Genomic DNA, 25,110 nt, shown 5'->3' on the forward strand with positions numbered 1-25,110 from the left:
GCCTGTCCATGTCAGCAAGGTAATGGCTAAATAGGACAAAACACGTCCTATTAGAAAGAGAGAAATTCTAGCGTGGCCAACCCCACCGTCCGCGTCCTGATGCTGCTGGAACTGCTGCAGACCCACCGCCACCTGAGCGGCCGGGAGCTTGCCGAGCGGCTGAGCATTGATCGCCGTACGCTGCGGCGCTACATCCAGGCTCTGGAGGAGCTCGGCATTCCCGTGACTACCGAACGCGGACGGCACGGCGGCTATCGCCTGATGCCAGGCTTCAAGCTGCCGCCGCTGATGTTCAGTAGTGAAGAGGCGATGGCCGTCTCGCTCGGGCTCCTCGCCGCGCAGGGGCTGGGCATTGCCGAAACGACCCCGGCGCTTGATACCGCGCGGAGCAAGCTGGAACGGGTGATGCCCACCAGACTGAAACATCAGGCACAAGCCCTGAGCGAAAACGCACGGCTGGAACTGCCTCCGGCACGAGCACAGGGCGACGAACGCCTGCTGGTCTTGTTCGCTACCGCCACCCAGACGTGCCAGCGGGTTCGGCTCGAATACCGCGACGACCGGGAGCAGCACACCCGGCGCGTGCTCAATCCCTACGGCCTGGTCTATCGCGGTGGGCGCTGGTATGTCAGCGGCTGGTGCCACCTGCGCCGTGACCTGCGCAGCTTTCGCCTGGACCGCATCACCGAGGCCACGCCGCTCGAGGCCGGCTTCGAGCGGCCGACAGACTTCGACCCCGCCGAGCACCTGACTCACAGCATCGCCAGCCTGCCCCGTGCTACTGCCGTCCGCGTGCGCTTGCACACCGAACTGGCCGAGGCCATTGCGGAACTGGGACACAACATCGGCGTGTTCACGCCTGAGGGAAACGCAGTAATGTTGCATGCCCGCACCGACAGCCTGGCCTGGTTTGCCCGTCAATTGGCCCACCAGCCCTACGACTTCGAGATCCTCGATCCACCCGGGCTGTGCGACGCCCTCTCGGAGCAGGCCGACCGCCTGCAGCGGCTGGCAGCGAAAATATGATAGCGCAAGTGTCGAAATCGACTAGTTTGTGTCGATGAAGGGAAGCAGGACCTACAACAACCCTCCTGGAGACCCATCATGCAGCTTTCCACCTACCTGATCTTCGACGGCACCTGCCGCAACGCCTTCGAGTTCTATCAGCGCTGCTTCGACGCCAAGCTCGAGGCCATGGCCACCTATGCCGAAATGCCCGACAGCGAAGACATGGAAATTCCCCCGGAAGCCCGCGACCTGGTCATGCACGCCCGGCTGCGCATCGGCGACCAGTTGCTGATGGCATCGGACAACTCCCCCGCATGCCCGGCTCCCTATGAAGGCATCAAGGGCGCGAGTATCGCAATCGGAGTCGACTCCATACCCGAGGCCGAACGGCTCTTCAGTGCCCTGGCCGACAACGGCACCGTGCAGATGCCGCTCGAGGAAACCTTCTGGGCGCACCGCTTCGGCATGCTGATAGACAAATTCGGCGTAGCCTGGATGATCAACTACGACAAGGAGGAGCAAGCCGCCGCCTAGCAAAGCACCGCTTCCCCTCTAAGCCGCTCGGCAAACCGGTCGATGAAAGCCCGGACCTTGACCGCCGGGCGGCCCTTTTCCCGATAGCCGGTCTGACCTCCTCGCCAGCGAGCGCCTTTGACGGCAATAAACGGAGTGTGGCCTCTCGACCAGAACAGGAAAGTAGCAGGGAGACCCCGCTTTCGGAGAGAAGGAACATGGAACTGCTCAAGTTAATGGCTTGGCTGAAGAGTGTTTGCCGCCATGGCGGCAGCCACAGAAGCCATATCGCATTGAAAGAGTGCGACGCCCGTTTGCTGCGCGATATCGGGCTCTATCGCGAGCGTGGCCGATTGATGCCGCTCAATCCGGAGCGCAGAGAGTCAGTCTAAGCTCAAGCTCGCTATTCAACCCCCAAATGCTCGCACGGCTGACGCTATGAAACGCCTTCAGTGATAGCACGACAGGCGCGCTCTCTGGACGGAGCGTCCAACAACCCCATGATCCAATCGCGTATGGCAGCGATGGCCGGCTCCTCGAGCCGCTCGGGGGGATAGACAAGCTGGAAGGGAGCGGCCTTTACCTCGGGACCGAACGGCTGCACCAGCCGCCCCTGGCGCAACTCGTCCTCGATCAGGTAGCGACTCATCAGGGCAATGCCCTGTCCGTCCAGGGCGGCAGTGATGCCATGGGTCTCGTCGGAGAACATCAGCCCGGCGCTGACATCGAGCCCCGGGACGTGGACCTGGCGCTGCCAGGCCGCCCAGTCCAACGGCGCGGGCGAAGAGAAGTGGAGCAGCGTATGGCGCACCAGTTCGGCCGGTTCACGCAGCTTCAGCACGGGGCTGCAGACGGGTACGAAGACATTGTCGAACAGCTTCTCCGCGACCAGCCCGGGCCAGGGGCCCTCACCATAGCGAATCGCCATGTCGGCGATGATGCCATCCAGATCGACCGTTTCGTGGGAGACCTGAATGCTCAGGTCGATCTGCGGATGCGCATCGCGCAGCAGACAGACCCAGGGCAGCAGCCAGCGTGCGGCGACGGCCGGCGTGGTCGAGAGCGTTACCGCCAGGCGCGCTGGCGGCCGGCGCAGCTTGGTCACCGTCTCGGCAATGGCATCGAAGGAATCGCTGAGTACCGCCAGCAACGCCTGGCCCTTTGCCGTCAGTATCAGCTGGCGCGGCCGTCGCACGAACAGGGCAACACCCAGGCTCTCCTCAAGCTGGCGAATCTGGTGGCTGATCGCCGTCGGCGTCACCGACAGCTCCTGCGCAGCACGCTTGGCGCTAAGGTGTCGCGCCGCCGCTTCGAAGGCGCGCAGGGCTGAAAGGGAAGGTAGTCGGCGCGGCATCATGGCTGAGTTTTATTTTCCGCTCGTGAAAAAGAATCGTCGTTTGTCACCGCAGATGGGCTCTGGCTTGATGGCAACAGCTGCTCACCGCAGCTGAAACAAGCTCACTCGAACGATACTACCTCCATTAGCGGAGAAAGCCCATGACACGCATACTTCACCTCGACACCAGTCCACGCCCCGGCCGTGCGGGCAGCCAGGTCCACGGCTCGCATACCCGCCGACTGACGCACTACTTCATCTCACGCTGGCAGGCTTTTGAGCCCAAAGCTGAGATCATCTATCGTGATCTCGGCGCCACCCCGCCACCGCTGACCAGCGTCGAGTGGATCGAAGCCGAGTTCACGCCCGCCGAGCAGAGAACGGAAGCGATGTGGCAAGCACTGGCAGAGAGCAATGCACTGGTCGACGAGGTCATACAAGCCGATCTCCTGGTACTCGGCGTCCCCATGTACAACTTTGGCCCGCCGGCCGCGTTCAAGGCGTGGATCGATAATATCGTCCGCATCGGACGCACCGTCGATTTCGACCTACAGCAAGGTGCCCATCCATATATCCCGCTGGAACACTACGCTCCACGGCTGGCCGACCGGCCGCGTCACGCGGTGCTGCTCTCCGCCCGCGGCGGTTTCGGCTTCGACCCTCAGGGCCCCTTGGCCGCCTTCAATCACCTTGAACCTGGCGCGCGCACCGCCCTGCAGTTCATCGGCATCGGCGGCTTCCACAGTATCGCCATTGAACACCAAGAGGTAGGCGGCAAGGCATTGGCGGCTTCGACGGAAAGCGCCCTGGCCCGTATCGATCAGTTGGTCGAACAACTGCATCGTGAGATGGCCGGCGCTCCGCTGCCAGCATGAAGTGACGCTCAATGTTCAGTCCTGACGCGGCCTGCGACGGCGCGACAGACAAAAGCCCACCAGTGCCCCTCCAAGGGCCGCTGCCACGACCGCCTTGCGGCGCGCGCCAGTAGCACGGAAACCACCGTCAATGCGCCGCTCGCCACTCGGCGACGCATACAAGTTGCCCGATGAATTCGCCATGGGTCGGGCTCGCCTCATGGCGATATTCACCAGGCTGGCATTGAGCCATTGGTAACCCGGCAAGCCATGGGCAAGGCGAGCCAGCATGGCGGGCAGCCCCACGTAGCAGTCGGCTGCGGATAGCGAGTCAGGCTGACGATGGTACGAGCAGTACGCCTGGGATCGTAGACAGGCGGTACGGACTTGACGGCACGGCCGGTGAAATTGCCACCATCACGAAACCCCGGAGTATCCATCACGGCGGGATAGACATTACAGACATGGATATCCGGCCAATCGCGGAGCTCACCCTGCAGGCTTTCGGCGAAGGCACGCAGACCGAACTTTGCTGCACTATAGGAGGCGGCATAGGGTTGGGGCGCCCAGCCGCCCAGGGAAACATTGTTGATCAGAATACCGCGTCCCCGTTGCTTGAAGTGAGGCAGCACAGCATAGGCACCGTTGATCTGGCCGATAAGGTCGGTCTGGATGACCCGCCCATGGTCTTCGAGGGGGATCTCCTCGAAGGCCCCGAGCACACCAACCCCTGCATTGTTGACCCATACATCGATCCTGCCCGCTGCCTCAATCGCGTTTTGGGCTAGTCGCTGCATATCCTCAGACTTGGTGACGTCGGCGACGATCAACCTGGCCTGCCCACCGAGCCGATGACACTCTTCGGCGACATCATGCAACGCCGTCTTGTCCCGGGCCGCCAGGAACAGGACCGCGCCCTGGCGAGCAAACTCATGCGCCGTGGCTCGACCGATCCCGCTGGAAGCGCCGGTCACGACAACAACGGTTTCGGGCATCGCAAGTGGGTACATGTCAGCCTCCCTTCCAATGGTTTCACGGCATCCTGGCCGCTCCTACCCTTGAAGGTAGCCAATATACTGACGATAGGCTCAGCGAAGCGGGCGATTGCGATAGTGGCCACCGACGTGAAGCCAAACTCCGGGGCGATAGTCGCCCGGCCTTGTAATGCTCACATCGACATTAGCGGTCGATGGGAATATCTATGTAATTGACGATCACCTTGTCGTCATCGAACAGCAAAACTCCATATCCGGGGTCTTCATCGCAACGTATCAGGCGTTCCGCCTGCATGTCGAAAGCGAACTGCGCGTTGGTACTCTTCAAAGTGGCGAAGGGATGGCCACTCCATCGACCCGATATGTTCCGATGCACATGTCCGCAGAAGAGATGCGTTGGCGCGCCCCGCGCCTGCAGCAACGCTCGCACCCCATCGCTTTCCAGAAGCCTTAGCTTGTCGAGGGCGGGCACCCCGATTTCCATCGGCGGGTGGTGAAGAAAGATCAACGCGGCACGTGTCGATGACGCCTCCAACTGCGCTGCCAGCCAGTCGAGCCGGGAGGTACAGAGTTCGCCATGGTGGCCCTGAGCTGCCTGGGTGTCGAGATAGATCAGGCGTATCTCACCGATATCGTCGCAGCTCTGAACAAAGCCCCCGTTCATGGGGATATCGGGAAACGCCTCATGCAACGCAGTGCGATCGTCATGGTTGCCCACCAGTAGCCGGTAAGGTATGGGCAACGTTTCCAGCTCTTCGCGCAGCAGCGCATAGGCACCAGGGTTATTCAGGTGAACCAGATCACCAGTCAGCACGAGCAGCTCAGCGTCCGCATGTTCACGGCGTATTTCGTCGAGGCAACGCCTGAAGCGCTGCCAGGCCTCGATAGGCCTCTGCGACGCTGCCGTATCGGGCTCGACGAGATGAGTGTCGGTCAACCAGAGCACTTTGTGCATCCACTCTACTCCGATATCTGCGCAATCGCCGCCCTGTCCGTCACCGGATCGGCCTTGGCGCCGACCGCCTCGCGGCGCTCCGAGTAGCGGTCCACCAGCGTCTCGGCGTGGGGTCGCAGCAGCAGGGTGAAACGCACCAACTCTTCCATTACGTCGACGATGCGATCGTAGAGCGGTGATGGGAGCATACGCCCGGCCTCGTCGAACTCCTGGTAGGCCTTGGGTACGCTGGACTGGTTGGGGATGGTGACCATGCGCATCCAGCGACCGAGCAAGCGCAGGGTGTTCACCGCATTGAACGATTGCGAACCGCCGCTGACCTGCATCACCGCCAGGGTACGCCCCTGGGTGGGCCGCACCGCGCCCATGCTCAGCGGCAGGTGATCGATCTGCGCCTTCATCACGCCGGTGATCTGGCCGTGACGCTCGGGGCTGCACCACACCTGTCCCTCGGACCAGATGGCCAGCTCACGCAGCTCCCGCACCGCCGGGTGATCGTCGCCCGCCACCTGATCCGGCAGCGGCAGATCCGATGGATCGAAGATGCGCGTCTCGGCGCCGAAATGACGCAGCAGTCGCGCCGCCTCCTCCACCGCCAGGCGCGAATAGGAACGCTCCCGCAGTGAGCCGTAGAGCAGCAGGATGCGCGGCGGATGGCCAAGCGGATCGGATAAATTCTCACCGGGCCGCTGGCGGGCAAAGCGCTCGTCGAGCGCAGGCAGATAGTCAGGATCGGACAGCGGGCGCAGTCTCATGTTTCCTCCTTCATGGGGTGGTGTTGAAGAACCTGCAGCGCCACCAGGGCCGAGAGACCCAGAGCGGCGGAGAACAGCAGCGCCTGGGTACCGAAGCGCTCGATCAGCAGGGCGAAAGCCAGTGGCGCCAGCGCCTGGCCGAAGCGGGCCGGTACCATCAGAATCCCCTGGCGCAGCCCGTAGCCATGTGGGCCGAAGATCGCCAACGGCAGCGTGCCCTTGGCGATGGTAAGAATGCCGTTGCCGGCGCCGTGCAGCAGCACGAATAGCGTGGCTAGCGGCGCCCCCAGCGCCATCACGCCAAGCGCCCCAAGTGGATGGGCGACTACCGCCAGCTTTGCCGAGAACAGGGGATGAAAGCGCCGCAGCAGCGAGAACTCGAGCAGCCTCGCGGCCACCTGGGCCGGCCCCACCAGCGCCGCGGCGGCAATCGCGGCCGCCGGCGACAGGCCCGCAATCTGCAGCAGCCACGGCAGATGTGCGGCCATGGCGGTGCTGATAAACCAGGTCACGGCGAAGACGTAGGCCAGCAGCGCCATCGGAAGCCAGGACGAGCTGGTCTCACCCGCCGCCGTTTCGGCTTGGGGCGCTGGCGGCTGGATACCGAAGGGTATCAGCAGCCGATTGAGCGGCAGGCCCAGCAGCAGGTGCACGACTGCCCAGGCGAAGCAGGCGTTCTGCCAGCCGAGCTCGGCGTTCAACCAGCCAGTAATCGGCCAGCACACGGTACTGGCGAAGCCCGCCAGCAGCGTGATGCCGGTAATCGGACCGCGCGCCTCGCGGCCATAGAGCCCCGCCAAGGTCGAGAAGGCCGATTCGTAAAGCCCCATGCCCATGCCGACGCCGATCACCAGCCACCCCACCCACAGCATCAGCGGTCCGCTGGCCAGCCCCAGTAGCACCAAGCCCAGGGCGAACACCAGGCTCGACGCCGTTAGCACGTCGCGCCCACCGAAATGATCGATGCGTCGCCCCACTGCCGGCCCCAGAATTGCCGACACCACCAGCGCCGAGGAGAACGCCGCGAATACCGCGCCGGTGGAGAGGCCGAGATCCTGCGCCATGGGCACGGCGAGGATGGCCGGCAGATAGTAGGTCGAGCCCCAGGCCAGGGTCTGGGAGACGCCCAGGGCGACGACGACTCCGGTGCGCGAGTCCATCAAATGCCTCGAGCATCGAGGTATATAGGCCTGAAAATACATCTCGAATTCATTCTTGTTGCTCCTCCCACTTCGCCGCTGCTCCGCCCGCCATACGGCGGCTCTCAAGGATGCAGTCCGTGGCATCCAGCCAGGCGTCCACCGCCACCTGGAAGGCGTCCCGCCCCTTGGCCGTCAGTGCGTAGACCTTGCGCGAGCGCCCCTGCACCACCTCGGCGGTAGCGCTCAGGTAGCCCCCCGCCTCGAATTCGTTGAGCATCGGATAGACCGTCCCTTCCGAAGGGCTGCAGCAGCCTTGGTGCTCTTCTCCACTGCCTGCACTACCTCGTAGCCGTGCATCGGCTTGCGGTGCAGTACGCTAAGCACGAAGAACTTCGACAGCGACATCTTGATCGTGCCGTGCCAGTACGAAGGATCGCTGTACTCGGGGATCTTGCGGCCAGCGGCCGCCTCGGTTTTTGCCTTGGTCATGGCGGAAAAATATACCTCGGGGGTCGAGGCGTCAAGTCAGCGACAGCCAAGCCACTCCAGCAATACCCGGTCAAATACTTCGGGCTCCTCTAGCTGTGGCGTATGGCCACTATGGTCGAGAATCCGATAGGTAACAGGAGGCAGATCGGGCAATCGGGACTCCCAGAGCGTGGGCGGCACCACGTAGTCGTGGCGCCCCATCACCACCAGCACGGGGGCCGAGAGCTCCTCCTGGCTCCAGGAAAACTCGTAATCGACGAAAAAGTCGCGGAAGGCCGTGAAGGCACCGGTGTCGATCGGCACCCCCTGCCATAGCGGCGCGGCATCATAGTGCAGGTCGTACCAGTAGCGCGGGCCATCGGCAACATAGCGAACCACGAACGCCTCACCGGGCGAAAGCCCTGCCAGCGCCCCCTCGTCGAGCGACGCTCGCCGGCGCGCCAGCGCAGCCTTGCGAGCGACTAAGGCGTTGACCTCCCAATGGCGGTGGCCCGCCTCCAGGGTTCGTGCCACATCACAGGGCGGGGTCCCGATCAGCACCAGCCGGGACACCCGGTGTGGATACTGCTTGGCGTATTCGAGGGCGACATTGCCATGATGGGAGTGCCCCACCAGCACGACACCTTCGAGGTCGAGTTCGCTACACAGAGCCTCGATATCCTCCAGGTAGGTCCTCAGCGTCATGGCTTCTACCTGCCCTGAGCCACGCCTTCGAGCGAAATGCCGCAGATCCAGATAGACCAGCCGGCACGCCGAGTGCAAGACCGGGGAAAACGTGCGCGGATAGTAGACGGACGAGCCCAGCACCAGCAGTACCGGCCCCTTCCCCGCCTGCAGATAGTTCAGGATCGCGCCAGGCACCTCCAGCCTGCCAGCCCGGTAACGCTCAGCCATATCGACCTCTCACGTACTGCCGGTAACCTCCCGGCGTAAAGCCGGTCACGGCCTTGAAGTCATGAATGAAATGGGCCTGGTCGAAGTAGCCGGCGGTGAAGGCGGTATCGGTCAGAGAGGCGTTCGCCCCGCCCCGCTTGATCAGCTCGCGACTGCGGGCAACCCGCAGCAGCCTGGCATAGCGCTTGGGCGAGAGACCCACATGATGCTGGAACATCCGCTCCAGGCGGCGCTGGCCGAACGGTAGTGCATCCACCAGCGCGGCGATGCTGCCCCGGCCATGGCGGCGCTGCAGCCAATCGAGGGAAGCCACCAGGGCCGGTATCTCTGGCGCTACATATCGTCGCAGTTGCTCGAGCAGATGGCCCTCCAGCAGCGCAATGCGCTTCGCTAGACCCGGCATCTCATGCATACGCTCGTGCAGTGCTTCGAGCTCGAGCCGGCGCACGGCATCGCCCGGCGTCGGTGTGTTGCCGGCCAGGCTGGAGAGCGCCTCGCCGACGAACGGAAAGGCCATGCCCGGCAGGAAGCGCACGCCGAACAGATCCAGCTCGGCATCCACCGCCAGTCGCGCCGTGCGTTGCTTGGGGCCGTCCATCCAACAGGCGCCGTGCAGCCGCTCGCCATCGAGCTCGAGCACACCGCCGAAATTGAACTGCAGCCCTGTACCGCCATCTGGGTGCAGCAATTCGATGCCGACCGGCGCGCCAACGGGACGCCCCTTGGCCTGCCAGAAACACTGTACATAAGGCCTCAGCGCCTCGCTGGGTGCGAAACGCCTGAGTGTCAGCCCTGAGCTAGCTCGATTCCCAGGTCGGAAATTTACAATACCGCCGCAACCAGCCAAGTCAGGATATGCCACTTCATCCATTCAGGAGACCTCCCAATGCGCATGAACTATTTTTCCGCGAGCCCCGCCGGCCTCAAGGCCATGCTCGACCTGCAAGGCCATGTCCATAAGGCCGCGGAAAGTGGCGAACTGGGCGACGGCCTGCTGGCGCTGATCTATACCCGCGTTTCCCAGATCAACGGCTGCGCCTACTGCATCGACATGCACACCAAGGACGCGCGCCAGGCCGGCGAGAGCGAGCAGCGGCTGTATGCCTTGAGCGCCTGGCGCGAAACGCCCTTCTACACCGAGCGTGAGCGCGCCGCCCTGGCCTGGGCCGAGGCCAATACGCTCATCGCCGGACGGGGCATCGACGACGCCCTGTTCGAGGCCACCCACGAACACTTCTCCGAGAAGGGGATGACCGACCTCACCCTGGCGATCTGCACCATCAACGCCTGGAATCGCCTGGCGATCAGCTTCACCGCCGATGCCGGCAGCTACCGGCCCGAATGATCGCATCCCGGCGAGTCCCCGGATTTACAAGTGGGCGACTCGCCACATGACCGCCGCCATCGTCATGGCCCTCAACCCGTCAGCGCCTTGCGCAGGCCCCCGAAGCGTCGCCGATACTGGGCCGGGGTCAGGCCGACCTTGCGCCGGAACAGCCGCCCGAAGAAGGCGGAATCCTCGTAGCCCACCGCCTCGGCGATGGCATCCACGGGCACTCTCTCGCTCTCCAGTATCTGCTTGGCCTCTTCCAGGCGCAGGGTATGCACGTACTCCATGGGTGAGAGGCCGGTGGCCTTCCTGAAACGACGGTGAAAACTGCGCTCGCTGAGGCCGGACATCTTTATCAGCGCGGCCACGGGCGATGGCTCGTCGTAATGCTCGGCGATCCAGGTCTGGCAGCGGGCGATAACGGCATCCTCGGCCTGGCGGGTTCGCGCGAGCCTGGCGAAGGGGAGCTGCCCGGCCGCATGCCAGTCGATCAGGAACAGCTTGGCAAGATGCATCGCCTCATCAATGCCGGCCAGGCGTGCGACAAGATACAGCGCCAGGTCACTCCAGGAGGTGCCGCCGCCCGCCATGACCAGGCGGTTTCCGGTGCCGCCGATCACCAGCGCGCGATGCGGATGCACCCGAACGCCCGGATAACGCCTCAATACATCGCAGTAGGCCCAATGGGTGGTGGCATCTTCGTCCTGCAGCAGGCCCGACTCGGCCAGCAGCAGGGCCCCCGAGCAGGCGGTCGCCAGGATGGCGCCTTCGGCATGGCAGCGCTTGAGCCAATCGACCTCGGCGGCATAGCGGCCCTCGAGCAGCGTTTCCGGAGGCAGCATGATCTCGGGGATGCACACCACGTCGGGCACCCCATCCAGGCCGGCATCGGGAACGATGCGCACGCCATTGGCGATGGTCAGTTCCCGGGGGCCGGTGCAGGCAACCACCTGCGGCACGAAGAGCGGCTCACCGGCCCTGCCTCGATGAGCGCGGGCCAGTCGCGCCCCGCAGCGGCGAAGACGTCGTAGACCCCATACAGGGTGGACGCCGCCACTTCCGGAATCGCCAGCAATGCAATGGTGGGCTTGTTTATCGACATGGCGGAAACCGCCGGTTTCTGTCCGTAGGGACTTCAGTGTAGCCCAGCCGGGAGCGCCAGAATGGTCTCTCCACGTACACAACAAGTCCCCAGGAGAACCGCCATGACTGCCCAAGCCAAGCCTTACGCCAACGACGCCTTCGACGCCACCCGCGCCGCCGACTTCGAGGCCCGCTTCGTAACCGCGCTCAACGAAGGCGCCATGCTGCAGTTGACCTCGCTGGCCCACCGCAGCGGTTTGCTCACTCACCTGGCCGACGGCGAGCCGGTCACCAGCCACGAGCTTGCCGCCAAGGCGAAGCTCAATGAGCGCTACGTGCGTGAGTGGCTGGGCGGCGCGACCGTCGCGGCGCTGGTCGAGCACGACCCGCAGACCCTGACCTACCGCCTTCCGCCCGAGCACGCCACGCTGTTGACTGACAGTGGGGAGGCCAACCTTGCCGTCTTCGCCCAGTACCTGCCCCTGCTGGGCCAAGTGGAGGACGACGTGCTGGCCTGCTTCCACCACGGCGGCGGCGTGCCGTACTCGCGCTACGCTCGCTTCCATGAAGTCATGGCCGAGGACAGCGGCCAGACCGTGCTGCCGGTGCTACTGGACACCATCCTCCCCCTGGCGCCGGAACTGCCGGGCAGGCTGGGGCAGGGGATCGATGCACTCGACCTGGGCTGCGGCCGCGGTCTGGCGCTGATGAAGCTTGCCGAACGGTTTCCCAACAGCCGGTTTACCGGCTACGACCTCTCCGAGGAGGCCATCGGCTGGGCGACGGAGCAAGCCGCTCATCGCGGCCTGACGAACCTGCGCTTCGAGGAGCGCGACCTCAGCGACTTCGACCAGACGGCGCCGGCGCAGCGTTACGACCTGGTGACCACCTTCGATGCCATTCATGACCAGGCACACCCGCTGAACCTGCTCAAGGGCATACGCCGTACCCTCCGCGAGGATGGCGTCTACCTGGCGCAGGATATCCACGCATCGAGCCATCATCACGGCGACCGCGACCACCCCATGGGCCCCCTGCTCTATACCCTCTCGATCATGCACTGCATGAGCGTCTCCCTCGCCCAGGGCGGCGAGGGGCTGGGCACGATGTGGGGCCGGGAGAAGGCGAGGGAGTACTTCGGCAAGGCGGACTTCGGTAACATCGAGGTCCACCAGTTGCCGCACGACATCCAGAACGACTATTGGGTACTCAGGCCATGAGCTCCACCGCTTGCCCGGTCACGACGATGCCACCCGAAAGCGGAATATCCACTTGCAGGCGACTGGGCCGGCCCATCGCCTCACCTTGGCGAATTATCAACTGGGCCGGCGCCTTGAGCAGGCTCGCATCGCGCAGGTAGCCACCCAGCGCCGCTGCCGCCGCACCGGTAGCGGGGTCCTCCACCACCCCACCCACCGGGAACGGATTGCGGGCATGGAAGTATGTGTCGCTCTCGCGCCACACCAGTTGCAGCGTGGTCAGCCCCTCCCGCAGCATCAGCGCCTTGAGCCGCTCGAAGTCGTATTCGAGCCGGTCGAGGCGCTGACTCTCCTGGCATGCCAGCACCAGGTGCCAGGCCCCGGCGTAAGCTAGCGCGGGCGGAATTACGGGGTCGAGTTCATCCGCCTGCCAGCCGAGCAGCTCGCACACTTTCTCCACCAGTGCTGGCTCCGCGGGCCGATACTCCGGAGGGACCGATACCAGCGACGCCTGCCACTCTCCTTCCGCCTGGTCGACAGTAACCATTACCTCGCCCACCGCCGTATCCAGCCGATAAGTACCCGCACCGCTGAGCTGGCCTAGCTGCACGCCTCCGGCCACCGTGGCATGGCCGCAGAAGCTCACCTCAGCCTCGGGGCTGTAGTAGCGCACCGTGCGCCGCTCCCCCTTCCCGGCAATGAAGGCCGTTTCGGAATAGCCCACTTCAGCGGCAATGCGCTGCATCTCCGCGGGCTCGGGCAGCGCCACGCCCAACCACACCCCGGCAGGGTTACCGCCGTTCGGATCGTCGGTAAAGGCAGCCAAGCGATAGAGGGTGCCGCTCATGGGAAGCTCCTTGGGTTCATGTGATTGCCGGACATCTTGGTTTAAAAGAGAGGGAAAGAACAGGCCTGACTTCACTTATCACCGCAACAATGGCTGATTGATCACGACACTTGAATAAACAATGAAACTTAGCGCTCCAAGGTGAGACTTAGCCTGGTTATTTGGCAGGTAACTAGAACAACGTCTACGTTTAAACCTCCCGACCGAAGCGTCTAGCGCTTACTGAGAAAGACTTTGCCCAGAAGGGCTTGTTGAAGCCAGAACAAACCGAAAACTGGGTGGCCCATGAAAGTCAAACGCATCATGTCCAACACGGCGACATCAAATCTCGACGAGGCGGCAGCCTTCTACGGCGACATATTGGGCCTCGAGTTGCTCATGGATCACGGCTGGTTTAGAACGTACGGCTCGGACGAAAAGATGGCCGTTCAGGTGAGTTTCGGCACCGAGGGCGGCTCCGGCACGCCCGTGCCGGACCTATCCATCGAAGTCGACGATATCGAAACGGCACTGGCTCGCTTCAATGACGCCAACGTGCCCATCGAGTATGGCCCCGTCAGCGAGCCCTGGGGAGTGAGACGATTTTATGTTCGCGACCCGCTCGGAAAGCTCGTCAATATCCTGCAGCATGAATGAAAGAGTGTGGAGCAGCACCGCACGCCGGAACCCTGCCTGCATCAAAGCGTGCGCCAACGCTGGGACGACCCGCACATCATCGACAAGAGCCCGGCATTGAAGCAACAGCTCGACTCGGTAGCTGGGGACTGGACTAAGGTAGAGGTGATGGCATGACGGTAGATTGGATAAACAGCATGGTTATGCGGACAGCAAGGAGCAGGCGTGCATCGAGTAGCAGCCCAATGGATTACCGGGTTACTGAGGGAAAGGAACATTCCCTTCCTGATCTGCGGGGGTCTCGCAGCAAAGGGATATGGCTCTGAGCGTGAACTGAACGATATTGACCTTTTCGTCCCCGGGACACATTTCTGGTCGGTGGTTATGGCCGGTCAAGAGCACATATCCAAGGCCGCCACACACTACCGGGAGGAAGGGTGGGATCTGACCTATGTCCAGTTCATCCATGAAGGCGTCAAGGTTGAGGTGGGCAACGCCGACGGGCCGAGGATCTTTGATGTAGGCAACCAGTCCTGGGTCCCACTCAACATTGATTTCTCTCGCTACAAATCGGTCAATTTACTGGGCCTGGAGCTTCCGCTTATGCTCAAGGACGACTTGGTCCGATATAAGTCGGTACTCTCACGACCCGTGGATATCGAAGACATTCGAGCCATCAGTAGCAGCGAATAACCAGGCCAATCACGACGACGGCTTTTCCGTTGCGCGTACTGGCCTGCTCCAACCACCCCTGGCCACAGGCGGGTTTTCGCCGCCTCGCGGCCCCATGCAGTGGCCGCTGATGGGCGCTCCCGCTACAGCGTCTCTTCCAGGAGCATGGCGAGCCGCTTGTGATGCAAGGCATCGGCGGTCGCATTGTAGCTGGGAGCATCCTTGGCCGTGAAGCCGTGGGCGGCGCCCTTGTAGAGCTCGGTGGTGAAGTGCACGCCGGCGGTGGCCAACGCCTCGTCCATCCGGGCGATCTGGTCGGGCGGCAGCAACGCGTCCTTGTCGGCGTGGCCAAAATAGACACGCCCCTCGATGCCACCGACCACATGCACAAGGCTGTTCGGGTCGCCGGCTGTTGCCAGGTTGGCCGAGTGAAAGCCGGCTGCAGCGGCAACGCGGCCAGGGTATTCGGCTGCCATGCGTAGCGCGAAGGCCCCGGTCATGCAGTAGCCCACCACACCTATCTTGCCGTCCGCGAACTCGGCCTCGCTGTCGAGGCATTCCAGTAGCGCGGCGAAGTCGCGGGATTGCGCTTCGGGCGTGAGGCGGCCGGCATACTGGAACAGCGTCGGTCGCACGTCCGGGTCGCGGAAGGATTGGCCTGCCGGCACGACGGGGCCGCGCGCATCGCGGTAGTAGACGTTGGGCATCAACACGGCATAGCCGTTGTCCGCGACCTGCTGGGCCTTCTCGTGATAGCAGGGACGAAGACCGCCGATATCGGTGAACAACACCACGGCCGGCAGGGGGCCGTCGGCACTCCCGGGCGTGAAGACATGAGCGTCGATGGTGCCGGCGGCAACGGGGATGTCGATAGCGCGAGACATGAGCGGGCTCCGGGTATCGAGGGTAGGGATATCATATTTCCGCCCTGTCGATTCTTCCACATCCCATTCGAATACTGGGTACATGAACAAACCAGAAGGAGGAGCCCATGCGAAAGGTTATCGTTGGCGCAATGGTGTCGCTGGACGGTGTCATGCAGGCACCCGGCGGGCCACAGGAAGACCCGACCGGCGGTTTCCGCTACGGCGGCTGGGTCGCGCCGCTGGCGGACGAGGTGTTCGGTGAAGAGATGGGCAAGCTGTTCGAGCAGCCGTTCGACCTGCTGCTCGGGCGCAGGACATACGAGATCTTCGCCGCCCACTGGCCCTATGCCGAGAATGGCCCGGATAGCGACATCGCCAGAACCTTCAATTCGATAACCAAGTACGTGGCGACCCGAAAGGGGCTCGAACTGACCTGGAAGGGCTCGGTGGCTCTCGGCGATGCAGCGACCGATATCGCCAGGCTGAAGCAGGAAGATGGCCCGGCGCTGCTTACCCAGGGCAGCACCGAACTGACCCATGCACTGCTCGCCACCGACCTGGTCGATGAGATTCATACGTTCACCTTTCCCGTGATACTGGGGAGCGGCAAGAAGCTGTTCGACGATGGCGCCAGGTCGGCGGCCTTCAAGCTGACTGCCCATCGCGTTTCGCCCAACGGCATCGTGATTGCGCGGTATGAACGCGAAGGCGCGGTACAGACCGGCGACTTTGCCATGGACCCACCCACTGAAGTGGAAGTCGCGCGGCGAGAGAAGATGCTGCGGGAAGGTTAGCGACCCGACTCCCCCGGCCACCATCCTCCCTGCCGAATGGCGGCATAGCCTGCCACATCGGCATTGTAGAGATAGAGCCAGGCGGGGCCGAAGCTGGTGGCGTGAATGGCACGGTGGTAGAGCCCGGCATGGGGCTGGCGCGAGCGGAAGTCCTCGAGCCTGTCCAGCTCGGTGAGCAGAGCGGCATCGACTCGAAATACCTCCACCTCGACTCCGCATGAGGGTTCGGGCTTGGCACCTGGAAATGGTCCAAGATCGTAGAGGGTGGCGCTGGTCAGCCGGTCGCTGCCCAGGAAGTCGGCGCCCTCCAGCCAGTCGTGGTTGCGCTGCCCACGCTTCAGTGTACCGTAAACGGCCACCAGCGGCGTACGGGCGATGGAAAGCGCAGGTGCGAACATGGGCGATCCTCTTCGTCGGTTACCGGAAATTCTAACGGTTGTTGAGCCAGGGGAACCACGCCCACCTACGATAACGCCAGGGGGATCCTGCCTCCCCGCCTTACGATTGAAACTGGCCCAGTAGCATTCGCCTTCGGTCAAATGTGGAGTACGCTGGGCTGAAAGCCAGGCGAGAGGGAGCGAGCCGATGAAGCTGTGCGCCGTGCAGTGCGCCTCGGTAACGGGCGATATCGAAGCCAACGTGGCACGCCATGCCGAGCTCGTGGAACGGGCCGCGCCCCATGACGCTGAGTTAATCTTCTTCCCCGAACTCTCGCTGACCGGCTACGAGCCCCCGCTGGCCAAGGGCCTGGCCACCCATCCGGAAGACCCACGGCTGGACGTATTCCAGCGCCTGAGTGTTACCCACGGCATGGTGATTGTTGTCGGCCTGCCGCTGGTCACCTCGGGAAAGCCGCATATCGGCATGGTGGTGTTCCAGCCCCACGCCGGGCGGCTAGCCTATGCCAAGCAGCGACTGCACGACGACGAGCTACCCTACTTCTCGGCCGGCGAACGGCCACTGCTCATCGAGACCCGTGAACACCGCCTGGCGCTGGCGATCTGCTTTGAGTCGCTGCAGCCCGACCATGCAGCCACGGCGGCAAGCCTGGGAGCAGATATCTACCTGGCCAGCGTGGCCAAGCTGGCACCGGGGATGGATGAGGCCTACGCCTGTTACGCCGCCTTCGCCCGCGAACACGCCATGACGATACTCATGGCCAACTGCGTGGGGCCTTGCGACGGCGCATTCGGCGGGGGTCGCTCGGCGACCTGGATCGACCGTGGCAAGCGAGTCAACACCCTCGATGCCACGCAAGAGGGCATCCTCATGCTCGACACCGCCAGCCTGACCTCGACTGTACTTGCCCTGGCTACACCGGCGGCGTAGGTGTCGGCATAGGGCAGCCGCTACGGAGTCCTGGCCCGCCAAACACATGGAGATCTGCTTTTTGACACGCCAGACACTGGAGACGTATCAGGTATTGGTCTATCTGGCGGCGATCACCATGGGCCTGATACTGGGCACAATCCTGCCTGGTAAGGTTGGCATGCTGGAAGCACTGCTGTGGCCGCTGCTGGGAGTGCTGCTCTACGCCACCTTCACTCAGGTGCCACTGACAAAGCTGCGCGGTGCCTGGCGCGATACGCACTTCATCACCGCGGCCGTGATCGGCAATTTCGTGCTGCTGCCACTGGTCGCCTGGGGACTGGCAAGCCTCTTTGCCGCCGAGCCGGCGGTTCGCCTGGGCATACTGCTGGTACTGCTGGTGCCCTGCACGGACTGGTTCATCACCTTTTCCCATCTGGGCGGCGGCAAGGCCCAGTACGCCATCGCCTTCTCGCCGATCAGCCTGTTGCTGCAGCTGATATTGTTGCCCTTCTATCTGTGGCTGTTCCTGGATCAGAGCCTGCTGGTCGCCGTGGTTCAACGCGAGCTGCTGCTGGCCTTTGCGGGGCTGATTCTATTACCGCTGCTGCTGGCCTTTGTCACCGAGAAGTGGGCTCAGGGGAGGCGTCGCCGCGAGCACTATGTCGAGCGGCTGGGGTGGTTGCCGGTGCCACTGCTGGCCCTGGTGGTCTTCTCCATCGCCGCCACCCAGGTCGGGGTTGTGACGGGCTCCCTGCCCCTGCTCGGCAGGCTACTGCTGGCCTTTGCCTGCTTTCTGCTCGTCGCGGCGCTGCTGGCCCGGCTGCTGGCGCAGGTGACGAAACTGCCACCTGCCCAGGGACGCGTGCTGGCCTTCAGCCTGGGCACGCGCAACTCCTTCGTCGTGCTGCCGCTGGCGCTTTCCCTTCCAGCTTCCTACGAGCTGGCGGTGGTTGCCATCGTATTCCAGTCGCTGGTGGAGCTCATCGGCATGGCGATTTTCCTCTGGTGGGTGCCGCGGCAACTCTTCCCGACCAAGGCCGCAGCCTGATACACCCGCTCAAGAACGTTCAGAAATCCTGGAATGCCCTCATCACATGCTCCACCAGCGTCTCGCAGGCCGGATCGGCACCGGGGCGCTTGACCAGCGCCAACTGATATTCACCCAGCGGCGGCAGCAAGTCGGGATCGATACGCCGTAGCGGTGGGCGCACCAGGCTCTGCGGGAACGGAGACACCGCCAGGTCGGCGATCATGGCGGCTTCCTGGCCGGCACTGTGTTCGCAGGTGTAGGCGATGCGATAGCTAAGGCCCGCCTGGCTCAACGCCTCCAGCGCCATGCCCCGCCAGGCGCAGCCTTGATGGGCCAGGGCCACCGGTAACGGCGAGCGCTGGACTGCCACCCCGCCTTCACGCCCCGTCCACACCAGCGGCTCACTGTGCACGATCACGCCGCGCTCCTCCTGCCCGGGATTCCCGGCGGTGACCAGTACCAGGTCGAGTTCACCGGCATCCAGCCGCGCAAGCATTGCCCGGCTGCTCCCCACTACCACATCGACCTGAACCGCCGGATGCGAGCGGGCGAACTGCGCGAGCACTCCCGGCAGGATGCGCGAGCCCACGTCGTCGGTGGTACCGAAGCCCAGGCGGCCCACCATGGCAGGGGCCAGGAACTGCGCCACCGCCTCCTCATTGAGCTTGAGCAAGCGCCGTCCATAGCCGAGCAGCACCTCCCCTTCCGGGGTCAGCCGCACCTGGCGGGCCTCACGCACGAACAGCGTATGGCCAAGGGTTTCCTCCAGGCGCTTGATCTGCATGCTGAGCGCCGAGGGTGTACGGAAGATCTGGCGGGCGGCCCGGGTGAAGCTGCCACATTCGGCGATGGCGACGAAGGTACGCAGCACATCGGTATCGAGCAGCGGCGACCTGGCAGGGGAGAGAGCGGCTTGGGTCATCGTTGAACCTTTCAATTTATCTTAAAAGACAATGTAGACCTTTTCGTTTGATTGATCCAACTGGCCGAACCATGCTCTCTCCCAGAGGTCGCGACCCTCCTTTCATTCATGAAAAACACGGCAGCCGCTCCTAGACGGCTGTTGCCAGGAGGTGCGACATGACCCAGTACGAACCGCTTCGCCGGCCCGACTCCACGACCGAGCAGCGCCCCACCCCACCGCCACGGCCCGACTTCTACATGCCGGCCATGCCATCTCTGGAGTTGGTCCATTGGCTCGAGACCCTGTGGTGGGATTACCGGCGCCGGCGGCAGTTTCGCCAGCGCTTCCTGCCGCTGCTGGCCTACGACGATCATATTCTCGAAGACATGGGCCACCGCCGCGATGACATCCTCTGGGCTTCTCGCCTATCGCTGAAAGAAGACGCCATGGTAGCGCTGACATATCGCCGCGAGATGCGCAAGGCAGTGGATCGACCGCACCGATAATCAACTTGACCTCAGCTGCACTTGAGGTCGTACGGTGCCGGCAACATCACCAAAGCGAGAAAACAGCATGCGCATCATGGTAGTGGGAGCGAGCCAGGGCCTGGGCCGGGCCTTTATCGAAGGACTGGGCGACAGCGGCGATGGCCTGATCGGTGTATCACGTAGCATGCCGTCCAAGCTACGCGAACGCCCCGGCATCGCCATCGACTGGATAGCGGCCGACCTGGCCTCGCCGGAGCAGGCGGCCGCCCAGGTGGCCGAGGCGATGGCAGGGGGCAAGCTGGATGTGCTGATCTACAACCTTGGGCTGTGGGAAAGCCGGGCCTTCGAGCCGGACTACCGCTTCCTGGCGGACAGCCCCGCGGAGATCCAGTGTATCGTCACGGTCAACGTCAGCGGCGCCATCCTGCTGATCCAAGCGCTACTCCCCGCGCTGCTACGCTCCGCTGCACCCCGCATCATCCTCACCGGCTCGACCTCTGCCTTGCCCGGCCACGGCAGGCCGGAGGTCACCTTCGGTGCCACAAAGTTCGCCCTGCGCGGCATCGCCGAGGCGCTGCGCGAGGGGTTTCGCGAGCACCGCCTGGGGATCACCTGCCTGCAGCTCGGCTACCTGAATACCGAGGACCAACTGTCGGTACCTCTCGAGCAGGCGGCCCGACGCGGCGATGGCGAGCTCATCCCGATGCACGACGTGGTGAGCCTGGTGCGAACCTTGCTGACACTGTCCCCGAGCGCCTATCTCAAGGAAGTGGTAATGCCCGCCATAGGCGATACACGCTTCTAGCCTTGCTCAGGTTCCCAACGGCTCCCCCTCGGAGGTGGCCCCGGCGAGCTTCTCGGCTCGCCGCAGCAACACGCACTCCTGTTCCGGGGTCAGCTCCAATCCGAACCGCTCACGCAGTACGCCGGTGAGTTCACCGGCAGCAATCTTGTACAGCTCCGGCGCCTCGCCTGGGCGGAAGACCTTCAACTCCAGATCGGTGAGCGCAAGTCGTTCCTCGGCACCGTTGTGCTGAGCCACGATTCGCCGCACGAATGGCGATGCGGGATGATGAGAAGCCAGATAATTGTATTCGCCAGAGTCGGCGCGGTAGCAGGGCTCGTCACTGAACTGGTAGATATTGAACCAGCCACCGTCACGCCTATGGCGCAGCAGCCAATACCCCAATGGCGAGCGCTCGATGCGATACTCCCAGGGGCCATGGCTCACCTCGTTGCCCTCCTCGAGCAGAATCGGCTCCCGCGGCCCGACATTGCCGACCCCCACATCGACCAGCCAGTCGCAGCCCGCCACTGTCACCACCAGCATCGTATGACCGAGCGGCGTGACCACGCGCTCGTCATCACCCATCAGCATTCTGGCGTTGCGCCCGGCGACCTCGAAGCCAAGCCGATCCAGCACCGTGGCAAACAAGGTGTTCTGCTCATGGCAGTATCCGCCGCGCCGACGCCGTACCAGCTTGTCCTGAAGGCTTTCCAGATCCAGGTTGATCTCGCCGCCGGTGACAATTTCCAGATTCTCGAACGGTATGGCGGCAAGGTGCGCCTGCTGCAGGGCACTCAATGTCGCCAAGTCGGGCGTCAGGGGCCCGAAGTAATTGATGCGGGCCAGATAGGCATCGAGGTCGAGTGCTGGCGTCTCCCACCGAGCCGATTCATGAAGGGGTTGAGTGATCGATACAGCCTGCATGTCGTTCTCCTTGTCTCTCAGGGGCAACCGATAAGCGCAGGCTAATACCTCAACTTGGCTTTAGGTAAAGCGGGGAATATTCAATCGAACTCATAGTCATCGCCAATGAAGCGCCATATCACGCCTAATATTCAACCACATAGTTGACAATACTTCGCGCGGGAACTACATAATCCAGATGGCTGAATATGACGCAACGAACCTGGACCAGGTCTTCCACGCCCTGGCCGACCCCACCCGGCGCCTGCTGCTCGAGCGGCTGGCGGCCGGCGAGCACATGGTCGGCGAGCTGGCCGAGCCGTTCGCCATCTCGCTGGCTGCGGTTTCCAAACACGTGCGCGTGCTGGAACAAGCCGGACTGGTGGAGCGGCGCATCGAAGGGCGTGCCCACTACTGCCGGTTGCAACCGGAGCCGCTGGCGGCGGCGGAACAGTGGTTGAGCTTCTACGAAGGCTTCTGGAGCCAGCGGCTAAACGCACTGGAAGCAGCGCTGAAGGCTGACCTGGGTGGCGAATCGACGAAGGAGGAGAGGCAAGATGGATGACACCGGCTACGGCGAGAGGATCGCCGAAGAGAGCATCCGCTTCGAACGCCTGCTGCCAGGGCCCATCGAACGGGTCTGGGCCTTCCTTACCGAATCCGACAAGCGTGGCCTGTGGCTAGCTCCCGGAGTGATGGACCCACGCCAGGGTGCCTCCTTCGCCCTGCACTTCCACAATACCGAGCTTACCCCCGACCGAACATCGCCATCCGAACGGCTTCGCCGCTACGAAGGCAGCTTCACGACCCATCACCAGGTGCTGCGCTGCGAGCCGCCCCACCTGCTGGCCTGGACCTGGGCCGAAGGCAACGAGGCACCTTCGGAAGTGACTTTCGAACTCGGTGAGGCCGGCGATCAGGTGCGCCTGGTGGTCACGCATCGCCGCCTTGCCGATGACGACACCATGGTTAATGTGGCCAGTGGTTGGCACACCCACCTCTCCATTCTGGAAGTCGTGCTGCAGGGCCACACCCCTACCCCTTTCTGGCCCACCTTCGAACGGCTTGAGGAGGAGTACCGATGCCGCATCATATCGCCCCGCAATTGATGTTCGAGGGCAATGCCGAGCAGGCCATGCGCTTCTATGTCTCGCTGTTCGACGACTCCGACATCGTCCGGCTCGAGCGCTACGGCCCCGAGGAACCGGGCAGGGAAGGCAGTATCAAGCAGGCCGAATTCACCCTGGCCGGCCGGCGCTATACCTGTATCGACAGCCCGATACATCATGCCTTTACGTTTACGCCGTCGATATCGCTGTTCGTCGAATGCGAAAGCCGCGATGAGTTCGAGCGCCTTCTCGAGAAGCTGTCCGAACAGGGCGAGCTGCTGATGCCACCCGACGACTACGGCTTCAGTACCCGCTTCGCCTGGCTCAACGACCGCTTCGGCGTCTCCTGGCAACTCAACCTGGGGGCAGCTCAACCTGGCTTGATCTCAGAGTTGGAAGTGGAGATGCGATGATGATTACCTCGAGTGCCATGCCCCCTATCGTCTCCGAGAACGAGTGGCGCGCTGCCCTGGAAGAGCAGATCGCCCGCGAGAAGGCTCATACGCGGGAGCGCGACCGCCTGAACGCTGCAAGGCGGCGCCTGCCAATGGTCGAGGTACGTGGCGATTACGGCTTCGATGGGCCACAGGGTGAAGCCACCCTGCTCGACCTGTTCGAGGGGCGCCGCCAACTGATCGTCTATCATTTCATGTTCGGGCCAGACTGGGAGGCCGGCTGCGACGGCTGCTCCTGGGTTGTGGACGCCATGACCCACCCCGCTCACCTGCATGCCCGCGACACCACGCTGGTGCTGGTCTCCCGGGCACCGCGGGAGAAACTCGTCCGCTACCAGGCACGCATGGGCTGGCAGCACCCGACGTGGGTCTCATCGCTCGGCAGCGACTTCAACCGGGACATGGGTGTGACGAGCTGCAATTGCCATGCTCCCGATACCGACCGCGGCGAGCGCCATGGCATCAGCGTCTTCCTGCGTGACGGCGAGCGGGTCTTTCGCACCTATTTCAGCAGCAAGCGCGGCGTGGAGTACCTGGGCAGCCTGTGGACCTATCTGGACCTGACGCCCTACGGTCGCCAAGAGAACTGGGAGGATTCACCGCCGGGCCGGCCGCAGACGCCGCCCTACGTGTGGAACCGACGCCACGACGAATACGAGACCTGAGCCAGCGGCGCAGCGAACTGGTCAACGACAACAACAAGAGGCAACCCATGACCATGAAGACCATCGGCCTGCTCGGCGGCATGAGCTGGGAATCCACCGCCAGTTACTACCGTGCCCTCAACGAAGGCGTCAAGGCCGCCCTGGGAGGGCTGCACTCAGCCAAGCTGTGCCTCTACAGCGTCGACTTCGCCGAAATCGAGCGGCTGCAGCATGCCGGCGACTGGGACGCCACCGCCAAGATACTGAGCCGTGCCGCCCGCAGCGTGGAGGCCGGCGGGGCGGATTTCCTGCTGATCGGCACCAACACCATGCACAAGGTCGCGCCGCAGATCGCCGAGGCGGTCTCGATTCCCCTGCTGCATATCGCCGATGCCACGGCGCAACGCCTGGCCGCCGACGGCATCCGCCGCGTCGGCCTGCTCGGCACCCGTTTCACGATGGAGCAGGAATTCTACAAAGGACGTATCGCCGAAGGCTTCGGCATCGAGGTACTGGTACCCGACGATGCTCAGCGCGGCCTCGTGCACGAGGTGATCTACCACGAGCTGTGTCTGGGAGAGGTGAAGGAGACGTCGCGGCAGCGCTTCCTGGAAATCATTCAGTCGCTACGCGAACGGGGTGCCGAAGCGGTAATACTGGGCTGTACCGAGATTGCCCTGCTGGTGCAGCAAAGCCAGACCGAGGTGCCGCTCTACGACACCACGGCCATTCACGCCGAGGAAGCCGTCAAATTGGCGCTGGGAAAATGAGGGCGGGTAAAGTTAGTGTTCAGAAAACTGCATGCCCGAGCGCAGGCACTTTCTGTCAGGCGTAGGTATTGATCTGCGTACCCACCATCCCATCATTGGCCAGCTGCGGCTCCACCGACGCAGAGGCCATCAGGGCAGCAACCTGATCCTTCTGCATGTCCAGGGCTTCCTTATAGACCTCCAGCTGTACCTGCTGCGCGGCCTGGGCCTGCTGCATGACGAGCGACTGACCCACTATGGTATTGACGGCTGAGTCCATGTTGCGTGCTCCACTATCTGATTCTTCTGTTTACCCACGCTAACAGCGGACGTACGCAAGAGCAAAAAACGCATCTCGCCGTAGCACCTGTCCCCAGCGAAAC

General features: G+C 63.4%; 35 protein-coding genes. 18 read left to right on the forward strand and 17 right to left on the reverse strand.

Going from position 1 to position 25,110, the window contains the following annotated elements; all coding sequences use genetic code 11:
- Positions 1–72: 72 nt before the first annotated feature.
- The 3 genes from Q427_RS17040 (at position 73) to Q427_RS31460 (ending at position 1,913) form a co-directional block, all read left to right on the forward strand.
- On the forward strand, positions 73–1,026 hold the full coding sequence (locus Q427_RS17040; protein ID WP_043516112.1) for a helix-turn-helix transcriptional regulator: 954 nt from the start codon (positions 73–75) through the stop codon (positions 1,024–1,026).
- Between the two features lie 78 nt (positions 1,027–1,104).
- On the forward strand, positions 1,105–1,542 hold the full coding sequence (locus Q427_RS17045; protein WP_043516115.1) for a VOC family protein: 438 nt from the start codon (positions 1,105–1,107) through the stop codon (positions 1,540–1,542).
- 197 nt (positions 1,543–1,739) lie between these two features.
- On the forward strand, positions 1,740–1,913 hold the full coding sequence (locus Q427_RS31460; RefSeq protein ID WP_155833601.1) for a hypothetical protein: 174 nt from the start codon (positions 1,740–1,742) through the stop codon (positions 1,911–1,913).
- A 44-nt stretch (positions 1,914–1,957) separates the two neighbouring features.
- Here Q427_RS31460 and gcvA read toward each other — a convergent pair whose 3' ends face one another.
- Complete coding sequence (gene gcvA, locus Q427_RS17050) at positions 1,958–2,878, reverse strand: transcriptional regulator GcvA (protein ID WP_043516118.1); 921 nt, start codon at positions 2,876–2,878, stop codon at positions 1,958–1,960.
- Positions 2,879–3,018: 140 nt separating this feature from the next.
- On the opposite strand from gcvA, the gene Q427_RS17055 reads away from it, so the two are divergent.
- Positions 3,019–3,732, forward strand: coding sequence for an FMN-dependent NADH-azoreductase (locus Q427_RS17055; protein WP_043516120.1), 714 nt, complete (start codon positions 3,019–3,021; stop codon positions 3,730–3,732).
- Between the two features lie 209 nt (positions 3,733–3,941).
- On the opposite strand, the gene Q427_RS17060 is transcribed toward Q427_RS17055, so the two are convergent.
- From Q427_RS17060 to Q427_RS17090, 8 genes are all read right to left on the reverse strand, one after another.
- Positions 3,942–4,721 carry an SDR family oxidoreductase gene (locus Q427_RS17060; protein ID WP_231613752.1) on the reverse strand — a complete coding sequence of 260 codons (780 nt, stop codon included), beginning with the start codon at positions 4,719–4,721 and terminating at the stop codon, positions 3,942–3,944.
- Positions 4,722–4,890: 169 nt separating this feature from the next.
- Positions 4,891–5,661, reverse strand: coding sequence for a phosphodiesterase (locus Q427_RS17065; RefSeq protein ID WP_051496478.1), 771 nt, complete (start codon positions 5,659–5,661; stop codon positions 4,891–4,893).
- A 5-nt stretch (positions 5,662–5,666) separates the two neighbouring features.
- Positions 5,667–6,416, reverse strand: a complete 750-nt coding sequence (gene arsH, locus Q427_RS17070) for an arsenical resistance protein ArsH (protein WP_043516122.1) — start codon at positions 6,414–6,416, stop codon at positions 5,667–5,669.
- Positions 6,413–7,576 (reverse strand): MFS transporter, encoded by a 1,164-nt coding sequence (locus Q427_RS17075; protein ID WP_043516124.1) that lies wholly within the window; start codon positions 7,574–7,576, stop codon positions 6,413–6,415. Before Q427_RS17075 ends, arsH begins: the two co-directional genes overlap by 4 nt.
- Before the next feature lie 49 nt (positions 7,577–7,625).
- Positions 7,626–7,835 carry a helix-turn-helix transcriptional regulator gene (locus Q427_RS34290; protein ID WP_231613753.1) on the reverse strand — a complete coding sequence of 70 codons (210 nt, stop codon included), beginning with the start codon at positions 7,833–7,835 and terminating at the stop codon, positions 7,626–7,628.
- Positions 7,802–8,047 carry a helix-turn-helix transcriptional regulator gene (locus Q427_RS34295; protein WP_231613754.1) on the reverse strand — a complete coding sequence of 82 codons (246 nt, stop codon included), beginning with the start codon at positions 8,045–8,047 and terminating at the stop codon, positions 7,802–7,804. The genes Q427_RS34290 and Q427_RS34295 overlap by 34 nt, the downstream gene beginning before the upstream one ends.
- A gap of 36 nt (positions 8,048–8,083) precedes the next feature.
- Positions 8,084–8,941, reverse strand: a complete 858-nt coding sequence (locus Q427_RS17085) for an alpha/beta fold hydrolase (protein ID WP_043516127.1) — start codon at positions 8,939–8,941, stop codon at positions 8,084–8,086.
- On the reverse strand, positions 8,934–9,812 hold the full coding sequence (locus Q427_RS17090; protein ID WP_081786057.1) for a helix-turn-helix domain-containing protein: 879 nt from the start codon (positions 9,810–9,812) through the stop codon (positions 8,934–8,936). Before Q427_RS17090 ends, Q427_RS17085 begins: the two co-directional genes overlap by 8 nt.
- Before the next feature lie 15 nt (positions 9,813–9,827).
- Here Q427_RS17090 and Q427_RS17095 point away from each other — a divergent pair, with 15 nt between their 5' ends.
- Positions 9,828–10,286 (forward strand): carboxymuconolactone decarboxylase family protein, encoded by a 459-nt coding sequence (locus Q427_RS17095; protein ID WP_043516130.1) that lies wholly within the window; start codon positions 9,828–9,830, stop codon positions 10,284–10,286.
- Positions 10,287–10,357: 71 nt separating this feature from the next.
- Here the strand turns inward: Q427_RS17095 and Q427_RS17100 are convergent, their stop codons facing one another.
- On the reverse strand, positions 10,358–11,230 hold the full coding sequence (locus Q427_RS17100) for a GlxA family transcriptional regulator (RefSeq protein WP_231613755.1): 873 nt from the start codon (positions 11,228–11,230) through the stop codon (positions 10,358–10,360).
- Positions 11,191–11,373 (reverse strand): hypothetical protein, encoded by a 183-nt coding sequence (locus Q427_RS34300; RefSeq protein WP_231613756.1) that lies wholly within the window; start codon positions 11,371–11,373, stop codon positions 11,191–11,193. The genes Q427_RS17100 and Q427_RS34300 overlap by 40 nt, the downstream gene beginning before the upstream one ends.
- A gap of 103 nt (positions 11,374–11,476) precedes the next feature.
- Here Q427_RS34300 and Q427_RS17105 point away from each other — a divergent pair, with 103 nt between their 5' ends.
- The gene (locus tag Q427_RS17105; protein ID WP_043516131.1) at positions 11,477–12,574 is read left to right on the forward strand and encodes a class I SAM-dependent methyltransferase; all 1,098 of its coding nucleotides are present in this window, start codon (positions 11,477–11,479) and stop codon (positions 12,572–12,574) included.
- Here Q427_RS17105 and Q427_RS17110 read toward each other — a convergent pair.
- The gene (locus Q427_RS17110; protein ID WP_043516133.1) at positions 12,564–13,400 is read right to left on the reverse strand and encodes a PhzF family phenazine biosynthesis protein; all 837 of its coding nucleotides are present in this window, start codon (positions 13,398–13,400) and stop codon (positions 12,564–12,566) included. The genes Q427_RS17105 and Q427_RS17110 overlap by 11 nt on opposite strands.
- Positions 13,401–13,685: 285 nt before the next feature.
- Here Q427_RS17110 and Q427_RS17115 point away from each other — a divergent pair, with 285 nt between their 5' ends.
- Together Q427_RS17115 and Q427_RS17120 are read left to right on the forward strand one after the other, a co-directional pair.
- On the forward strand, positions 13,686–14,036 hold the full coding sequence (locus Q427_RS17115) for a VOC family protein (RefSeq protein WP_043516135.1): 351 nt from the start codon (positions 13,686–13,688) through the stop codon (positions 14,034–14,036).
- 204 nt (positions 14,037–14,240) lie between these two features.
- A complete protein-coding gene (locus Q427_RS17120; protein ID WP_043516139.1) occupies positions 14,241–14,708 on the forward strand; it encodes a hypothetical protein in 468 nt (155 codons plus the stop codon).
- A 122-nt stretch (positions 14,709–14,830) separates the two neighbouring features.
- Here the strand turns inward: Q427_RS17120 and Q427_RS17125 are convergent, their stop codons facing one another.
- Positions 14,831–15,571 (reverse strand): dienelactone hydrolase family protein, encoded by a 741-nt coding sequence (locus Q427_RS17125; RefSeq protein ID WP_043516141.1) that lies wholly within the window; start codon positions 15,569–15,571, stop codon positions 14,831–14,833.
- 107 nt (positions 15,572–15,678) lie between these two features.
- On the opposite strand from Q427_RS17125, the gene Q427_RS17130 reads away from it, so the two are divergent.
- A complete protein-coding gene (locus Q427_RS17130) occupies positions 15,679–16,347 on the forward strand; it encodes a dihydrofolate reductase family protein (RefSeq protein WP_043516143.1) in 669 nt (222 codons plus the stop codon).
- Here Q427_RS17130 and Q427_RS17135 read toward each other — a convergent pair.
- The gene (locus Q427_RS17135) at positions 16,344–16,745 is read right to left on the reverse strand and encodes a gamma-glutamylcyclotransferase family protein (RefSeq protein WP_051496480.1); all 402 of its coding nucleotides are present in this window, start codon (positions 16,743–16,745) and stop codon (positions 16,344–16,346) included. The genes Q427_RS17130 and Q427_RS17135 overlap by 4 nt on opposite strands.
- Positions 16,746–16,932: 187 nt before the next feature.
- Here Q427_RS17135 and Q427_RS17140 point away from each other — a divergent pair, with 187 nt between their 5' ends.
- Positions 16,933–17,676, forward strand: a complete 744-nt coding sequence (locus tag Q427_RS17140) for a carbon-nitrogen hydrolase family protein (RefSeq protein ID WP_043516145.1) — start codon at positions 16,933–16,935, stop codon at positions 17,674–17,676.
- Positions 17,677–17,737: 61 nt separating this feature from the next.
- Complete coding sequence (locus tag Q427_RS17145) at positions 17,738–18,706, forward strand: arsenic resistance protein (protein ID WP_197030700.1); 969 nt, start codon at positions 17,738–17,740, stop codon at positions 18,704–18,706.
- Between the two features lie 19 nt (positions 18,707–18,725).
- On the opposite strand, the gene Q427_RS17150 is transcribed toward Q427_RS17145, so the two are convergent.
- Positions 18,726–19,610: a LysR family transcriptional regulator gene (locus Q427_RS17150; RefSeq protein ID WP_043516151.1), complete on the reverse strand. Its 885-nt coding sequence runs from the start codon at positions 19,608–19,610 to the stop codon at positions 18,726–18,728.
- Positions 19,611–19,768: 158 nt separating this feature from the next.
- On the opposite strand from Q427_RS17150, the gene Q427_RS17155 reads away from it, so the two are divergent.
- Together Q427_RS17155 and Q427_RS17160 are read left to right on the forward strand one after the other, a co-directional pair.
- Complete coding sequence (locus Q427_RS17155) at positions 19,769–20,098, forward strand: hypothetical protein (RefSeq protein WP_043516153.1); 330 nt, start codon at positions 19,769–19,771, stop codon at positions 20,096–20,098.
- 67 nt (positions 20,099–20,165) lie between these two features.
- Complete coding sequence (locus Q427_RS17160) at positions 20,166–20,885, forward strand: SDR family NAD(P)-dependent oxidoreductase (protein WP_043516155.1); 720 nt, start codon at positions 20,166–20,168, stop codon at positions 20,883–20,885.
- A 6-nt stretch (positions 20,886–20,891) separates the two neighbouring features.
- On the opposite strand, the gene Q427_RS17165 is transcribed toward Q427_RS17160, so the two are convergent.
- Positions 20,892–21,791, reverse strand: a complete 900-nt coding sequence (locus tag Q427_RS17165; protein WP_043516158.1) for an arylamine N-acetyltransferase family protein — start codon at positions 21,789–21,791, stop codon at positions 20,892–20,894.
- A 178-nt stretch (positions 21,792–21,969) separates the two neighbouring features.
- Between Q427_RS17165 and Q427_RS17170 the strand changes: the two genes are divergently transcribed.
- The 5 genes from Q427_RS17170 to Q427_RS17190 are packed head-to-tail and all read left to right on the forward strand — an operon-like array spanning position 21,970 to position 24,748.
- Complete coding sequence (locus Q427_RS17170; protein WP_043516160.1) at positions 21,970–22,335, forward strand: ArsR/SmtB family transcription factor; 366 nt, start codon at positions 21,970–21,972, stop codon at positions 22,333–22,335.
- On the forward strand, positions 22,328–22,879 hold the full coding sequence (locus tag Q427_RS17175; protein ID WP_043516166.1) for an SRPBCC family protein: 552 nt from the start codon (positions 22,328–22,330) through the stop codon (positions 22,877–22,879). Before Q427_RS17170 ends, Q427_RS17175 begins: the two co-directional genes overlap by 8 nt.
- Positions 22,852–23,292, forward strand: a complete 441-nt coding sequence (locus Q427_RS17180; RefSeq protein WP_051496481.1) for a VOC family protein — start codon at positions 22,852–22,854, stop codon at positions 23,290–23,292. The genes Q427_RS17175 and Q427_RS17180 overlap by 28 nt, the downstream gene beginning before the upstream one ends.
- Positions 23,289–23,999, forward strand: coding sequence for a DUF899 domain-containing protein (locus Q427_RS17185; RefSeq protein WP_043516168.1), 711 nt, complete (start codon positions 23,289–23,291; stop codon positions 23,997–23,999). The genes Q427_RS17180 and Q427_RS17185 overlap by 4 nt, the downstream gene beginning before the upstream one ends.
- Positions 24,000–24,052: 53 nt before the next feature.
- Positions 24,053–24,748, forward strand: coding sequence for an aspartate/glutamate racemase family protein (locus Q427_RS17190; RefSeq protein WP_043516200.1), 696 nt, complete (start codon positions 24,053–24,055; stop codon positions 24,746–24,748).
- A gap of 55 nt (positions 24,749–24,803) precedes the next feature.
- Here Q427_RS17190 and Q427_RS17195 read toward each other — a convergent pair whose 3' ends face one another.
- The gene (locus Q427_RS17195; RefSeq protein ID WP_043516170.1) at positions 24,804–25,007 is read right to left on the reverse strand and encodes a putative motility protein; all 204 of its coding nucleotides are present in this window, start codon (positions 25,005–25,007) and stop codon (positions 24,804–24,806) included.
- Between the last annotated feature and the right edge of the window lie 103 nt (positions 25,008–25,110).

This window comes from Halomonas sp. BC04 (genome assembly GCF_000568385.1).

Bases quoted from the DNA above. Each gene is read 5' to 3' on its own strand.
- arsH (WP_043516122.1), bottom strand. From the start codon at position 6,416: ATGAGACTGCGCCCGCTGTCCGATCCTGACTATCTGCCTGCGCTCGAC.
- Q427_RS17115 (WP_043516135.1), top strand. From the start codon at position 13,686: ATGAAAGTCAAACGCATCATGTCCAACACGGCGACATCAAATCTCGAC.
- Q427_RS17175 (WP_043516166.1), top strand. From the start codon at position 22,328: ATGGATGACACCGGCTACGGCGAGAGGATCGCCGAAGAGAGCATCCGC.
- Q427_RS17185 (WP_043516168.1), top strand. From the start codon at position 23,289: ATGATGATTACCTCGAGTGCCATGCCCCCTATCGTCTCCGAGAACGAG.
- Q427_RS17095 (WP_043516130.1), top strand. From the start codon at position 9,828: ATGCGCATGAACTATTTTTCCGCGAGCCCCGCCGGCCTCAAGGCCATG.
- Q427_RS17110 (WP_043516133.1), bottom strand. From the start codon at position 13,400: ATGAGCGGCACCCTCTATCGCTTGGCTGCCTTTACCGACGATCCGAAC.
- Q427_RS17075 (WP_043516124.1), bottom strand. From the start codon at position 7,576: ATGGACTCGCGCACCGGAGTCGTCGTCGCCCTGGGCGTCTCCCAGACC.
- Q427_RS34295 (WP_231613754.1), bottom strand. From the start codon at position 8,047: ATGACCAAGGCAAAAACCGAGGCGGCCGCTGGCCGCAAGATCCCCGAG.
- Q427_RS17105 (WP_043516131.1), top strand. From the start codon at position 11,477: ATGACTGCCCAAGCCAAGCCTTACGCCAACGACGCCTTCGACGCCACC.
- Q427_RS17045 (WP_043516115.1), top strand. From the start codon at position 1,105: ATGCAGCTTTCCACCTACCTGATCTTCGACGGCACCTGCCGCAACGCC.
- Q427_RS17155 (WP_043516153.1), top strand. From the start codon at position 19,769: ATGACCCAGTACGAACCGCTTCGCCGGCCCGACTCCACGACCGAGCAG.
- gcvA (WP_043516118.1), bottom strand. From the start codon at position 2,878: ATGATGCCGCGCCGACTACCTTCCCTTTCAGCCCTGCGCGCCTTCGAA.
- Q427_RS17160 (WP_043516155.1), top strand. From the start codon at position 20,166: ATGCGCATCATGGTAGTGGGAGCGAGCCAGGGCCTGGGCCGGGCCTTT.
- Q427_RS17190 (WP_043516200.1), top strand. From the start codon at position 24,053: ATGAAGACCATCGGCCTGCTCGGCGGCATGAGCTGGGAATCCACCGCC.
- Q427_RS17180 (WP_051496481.1), top strand. From the start codon at position 22,852: ATGCCGCATCATATCGCCCCGCAATTGATGTTCGAGGGCAATGCCGAG.
- Q427_RS17165 (WP_043516158.1), bottom strand. From the start codon at position 21,791: ATGCAGGCTGTATCGATCACTCAACCCCTTCATGAATCGGCTCGGTGG.
- Q427_RS17060 (WP_231613752.1), bottom strand. From the start codon at position 4,721: ATGTACCCACTTGCGATGCCCGAAACCGTTGTTGTCGTGACCGGCGCT.
- Q427_RS31460 (WP_155833601.1), top strand. From the start codon at position 1,740: ATGGAACTGCTCAAGTTAATGGCTTGGCTGAAGAGTGTTTGCCGCCAT.
- Q427_RS17090 (WP_081786057.1), bottom strand. From the start codon at position 9,812: ATGGATGAAGTGGCATATCCTGACTTGGCTGGTTGCGGCGGTATTGTA.
- Q427_RS34290 (WP_231613753.1), bottom strand. From the start codon at position 7,835: ATGCTCAACGAATTCGAGGCGGGGGGCTACCTGAGCGCTACCGCCGAG.
- Q427_RS17085 (WP_043516127.1), bottom strand. From the start codon at position 8,941: ATGGCTGAGCGTTACCGGGCTGGCAGGCTGGAGGTGCCTGGCGCGATC.
- Q427_RS34300 (WP_231613756.1), bottom strand. From the start codon at position 11,373: ATGTCGATAAACAAGCCCACCATTGCATTGCTGGCGATTCCGGAAGTG.
- Q427_RS17170 (WP_043516160.1), top strand. From the start codon at position 21,970: ATGGCTGAATATGACGCAACGAACCTGGACCAGGTCTTCCACGCCCTG.
- Q427_RS17135 (WP_051496480.1), bottom strand. From the start codon at position 16,745: ATGTTCGCACCTGCGCTTTCCATCGCCCGTACGCCGCTGGTGGCCGTT.
- Q427_RS17130 (WP_043516143.1), top strand. From the start codon at position 15,679: ATGCGAAAGGTTATCGTTGGCGCAATGGTGTCGCTGGACGGTGTCATG.
- Q427_RS17150 (WP_043516151.1), bottom strand. From the start codon at position 19,610: ATGACCCAAGCCGCTCTCTCCCCTGCCAGGTCGCCGCTGCTCGATACC.
- Q427_RS17140 (WP_043516145.1), top strand. From the start codon at position 16,933: ATGAAGCTGTGCGCCGTGCAGTGCGCCTCGGTAACGGGCGATATCGAA.
- Q427_RS17125 (WP_043516141.1), bottom strand. From the start codon at position 15,571: ATGTCTCGCGCTATCGACATCCCCGTTGCCGCCGGCACCATCGACGCT.
- Q427_RS17065 (WP_051496478.1), bottom strand. From the start codon at position 5,661: ATGCACAAAGTGCTCTGGTTGACCGACACTCATCTCGTCGAGCCCGAT.
- Q427_RS17055 (WP_043516120.1), top strand. From the start codon at position 3,019: ATGACACGCATACTTCACCTCGACACCAGTCCACGCCCCGGCCGTGCG.
- Q427_RS17195 (WP_043516170.1), bottom strand. From the start codon at position 25,007: ATGGACTCAGCCGTCAATACCATAGTGGGTCAGTCGCTCGTCATGCAG.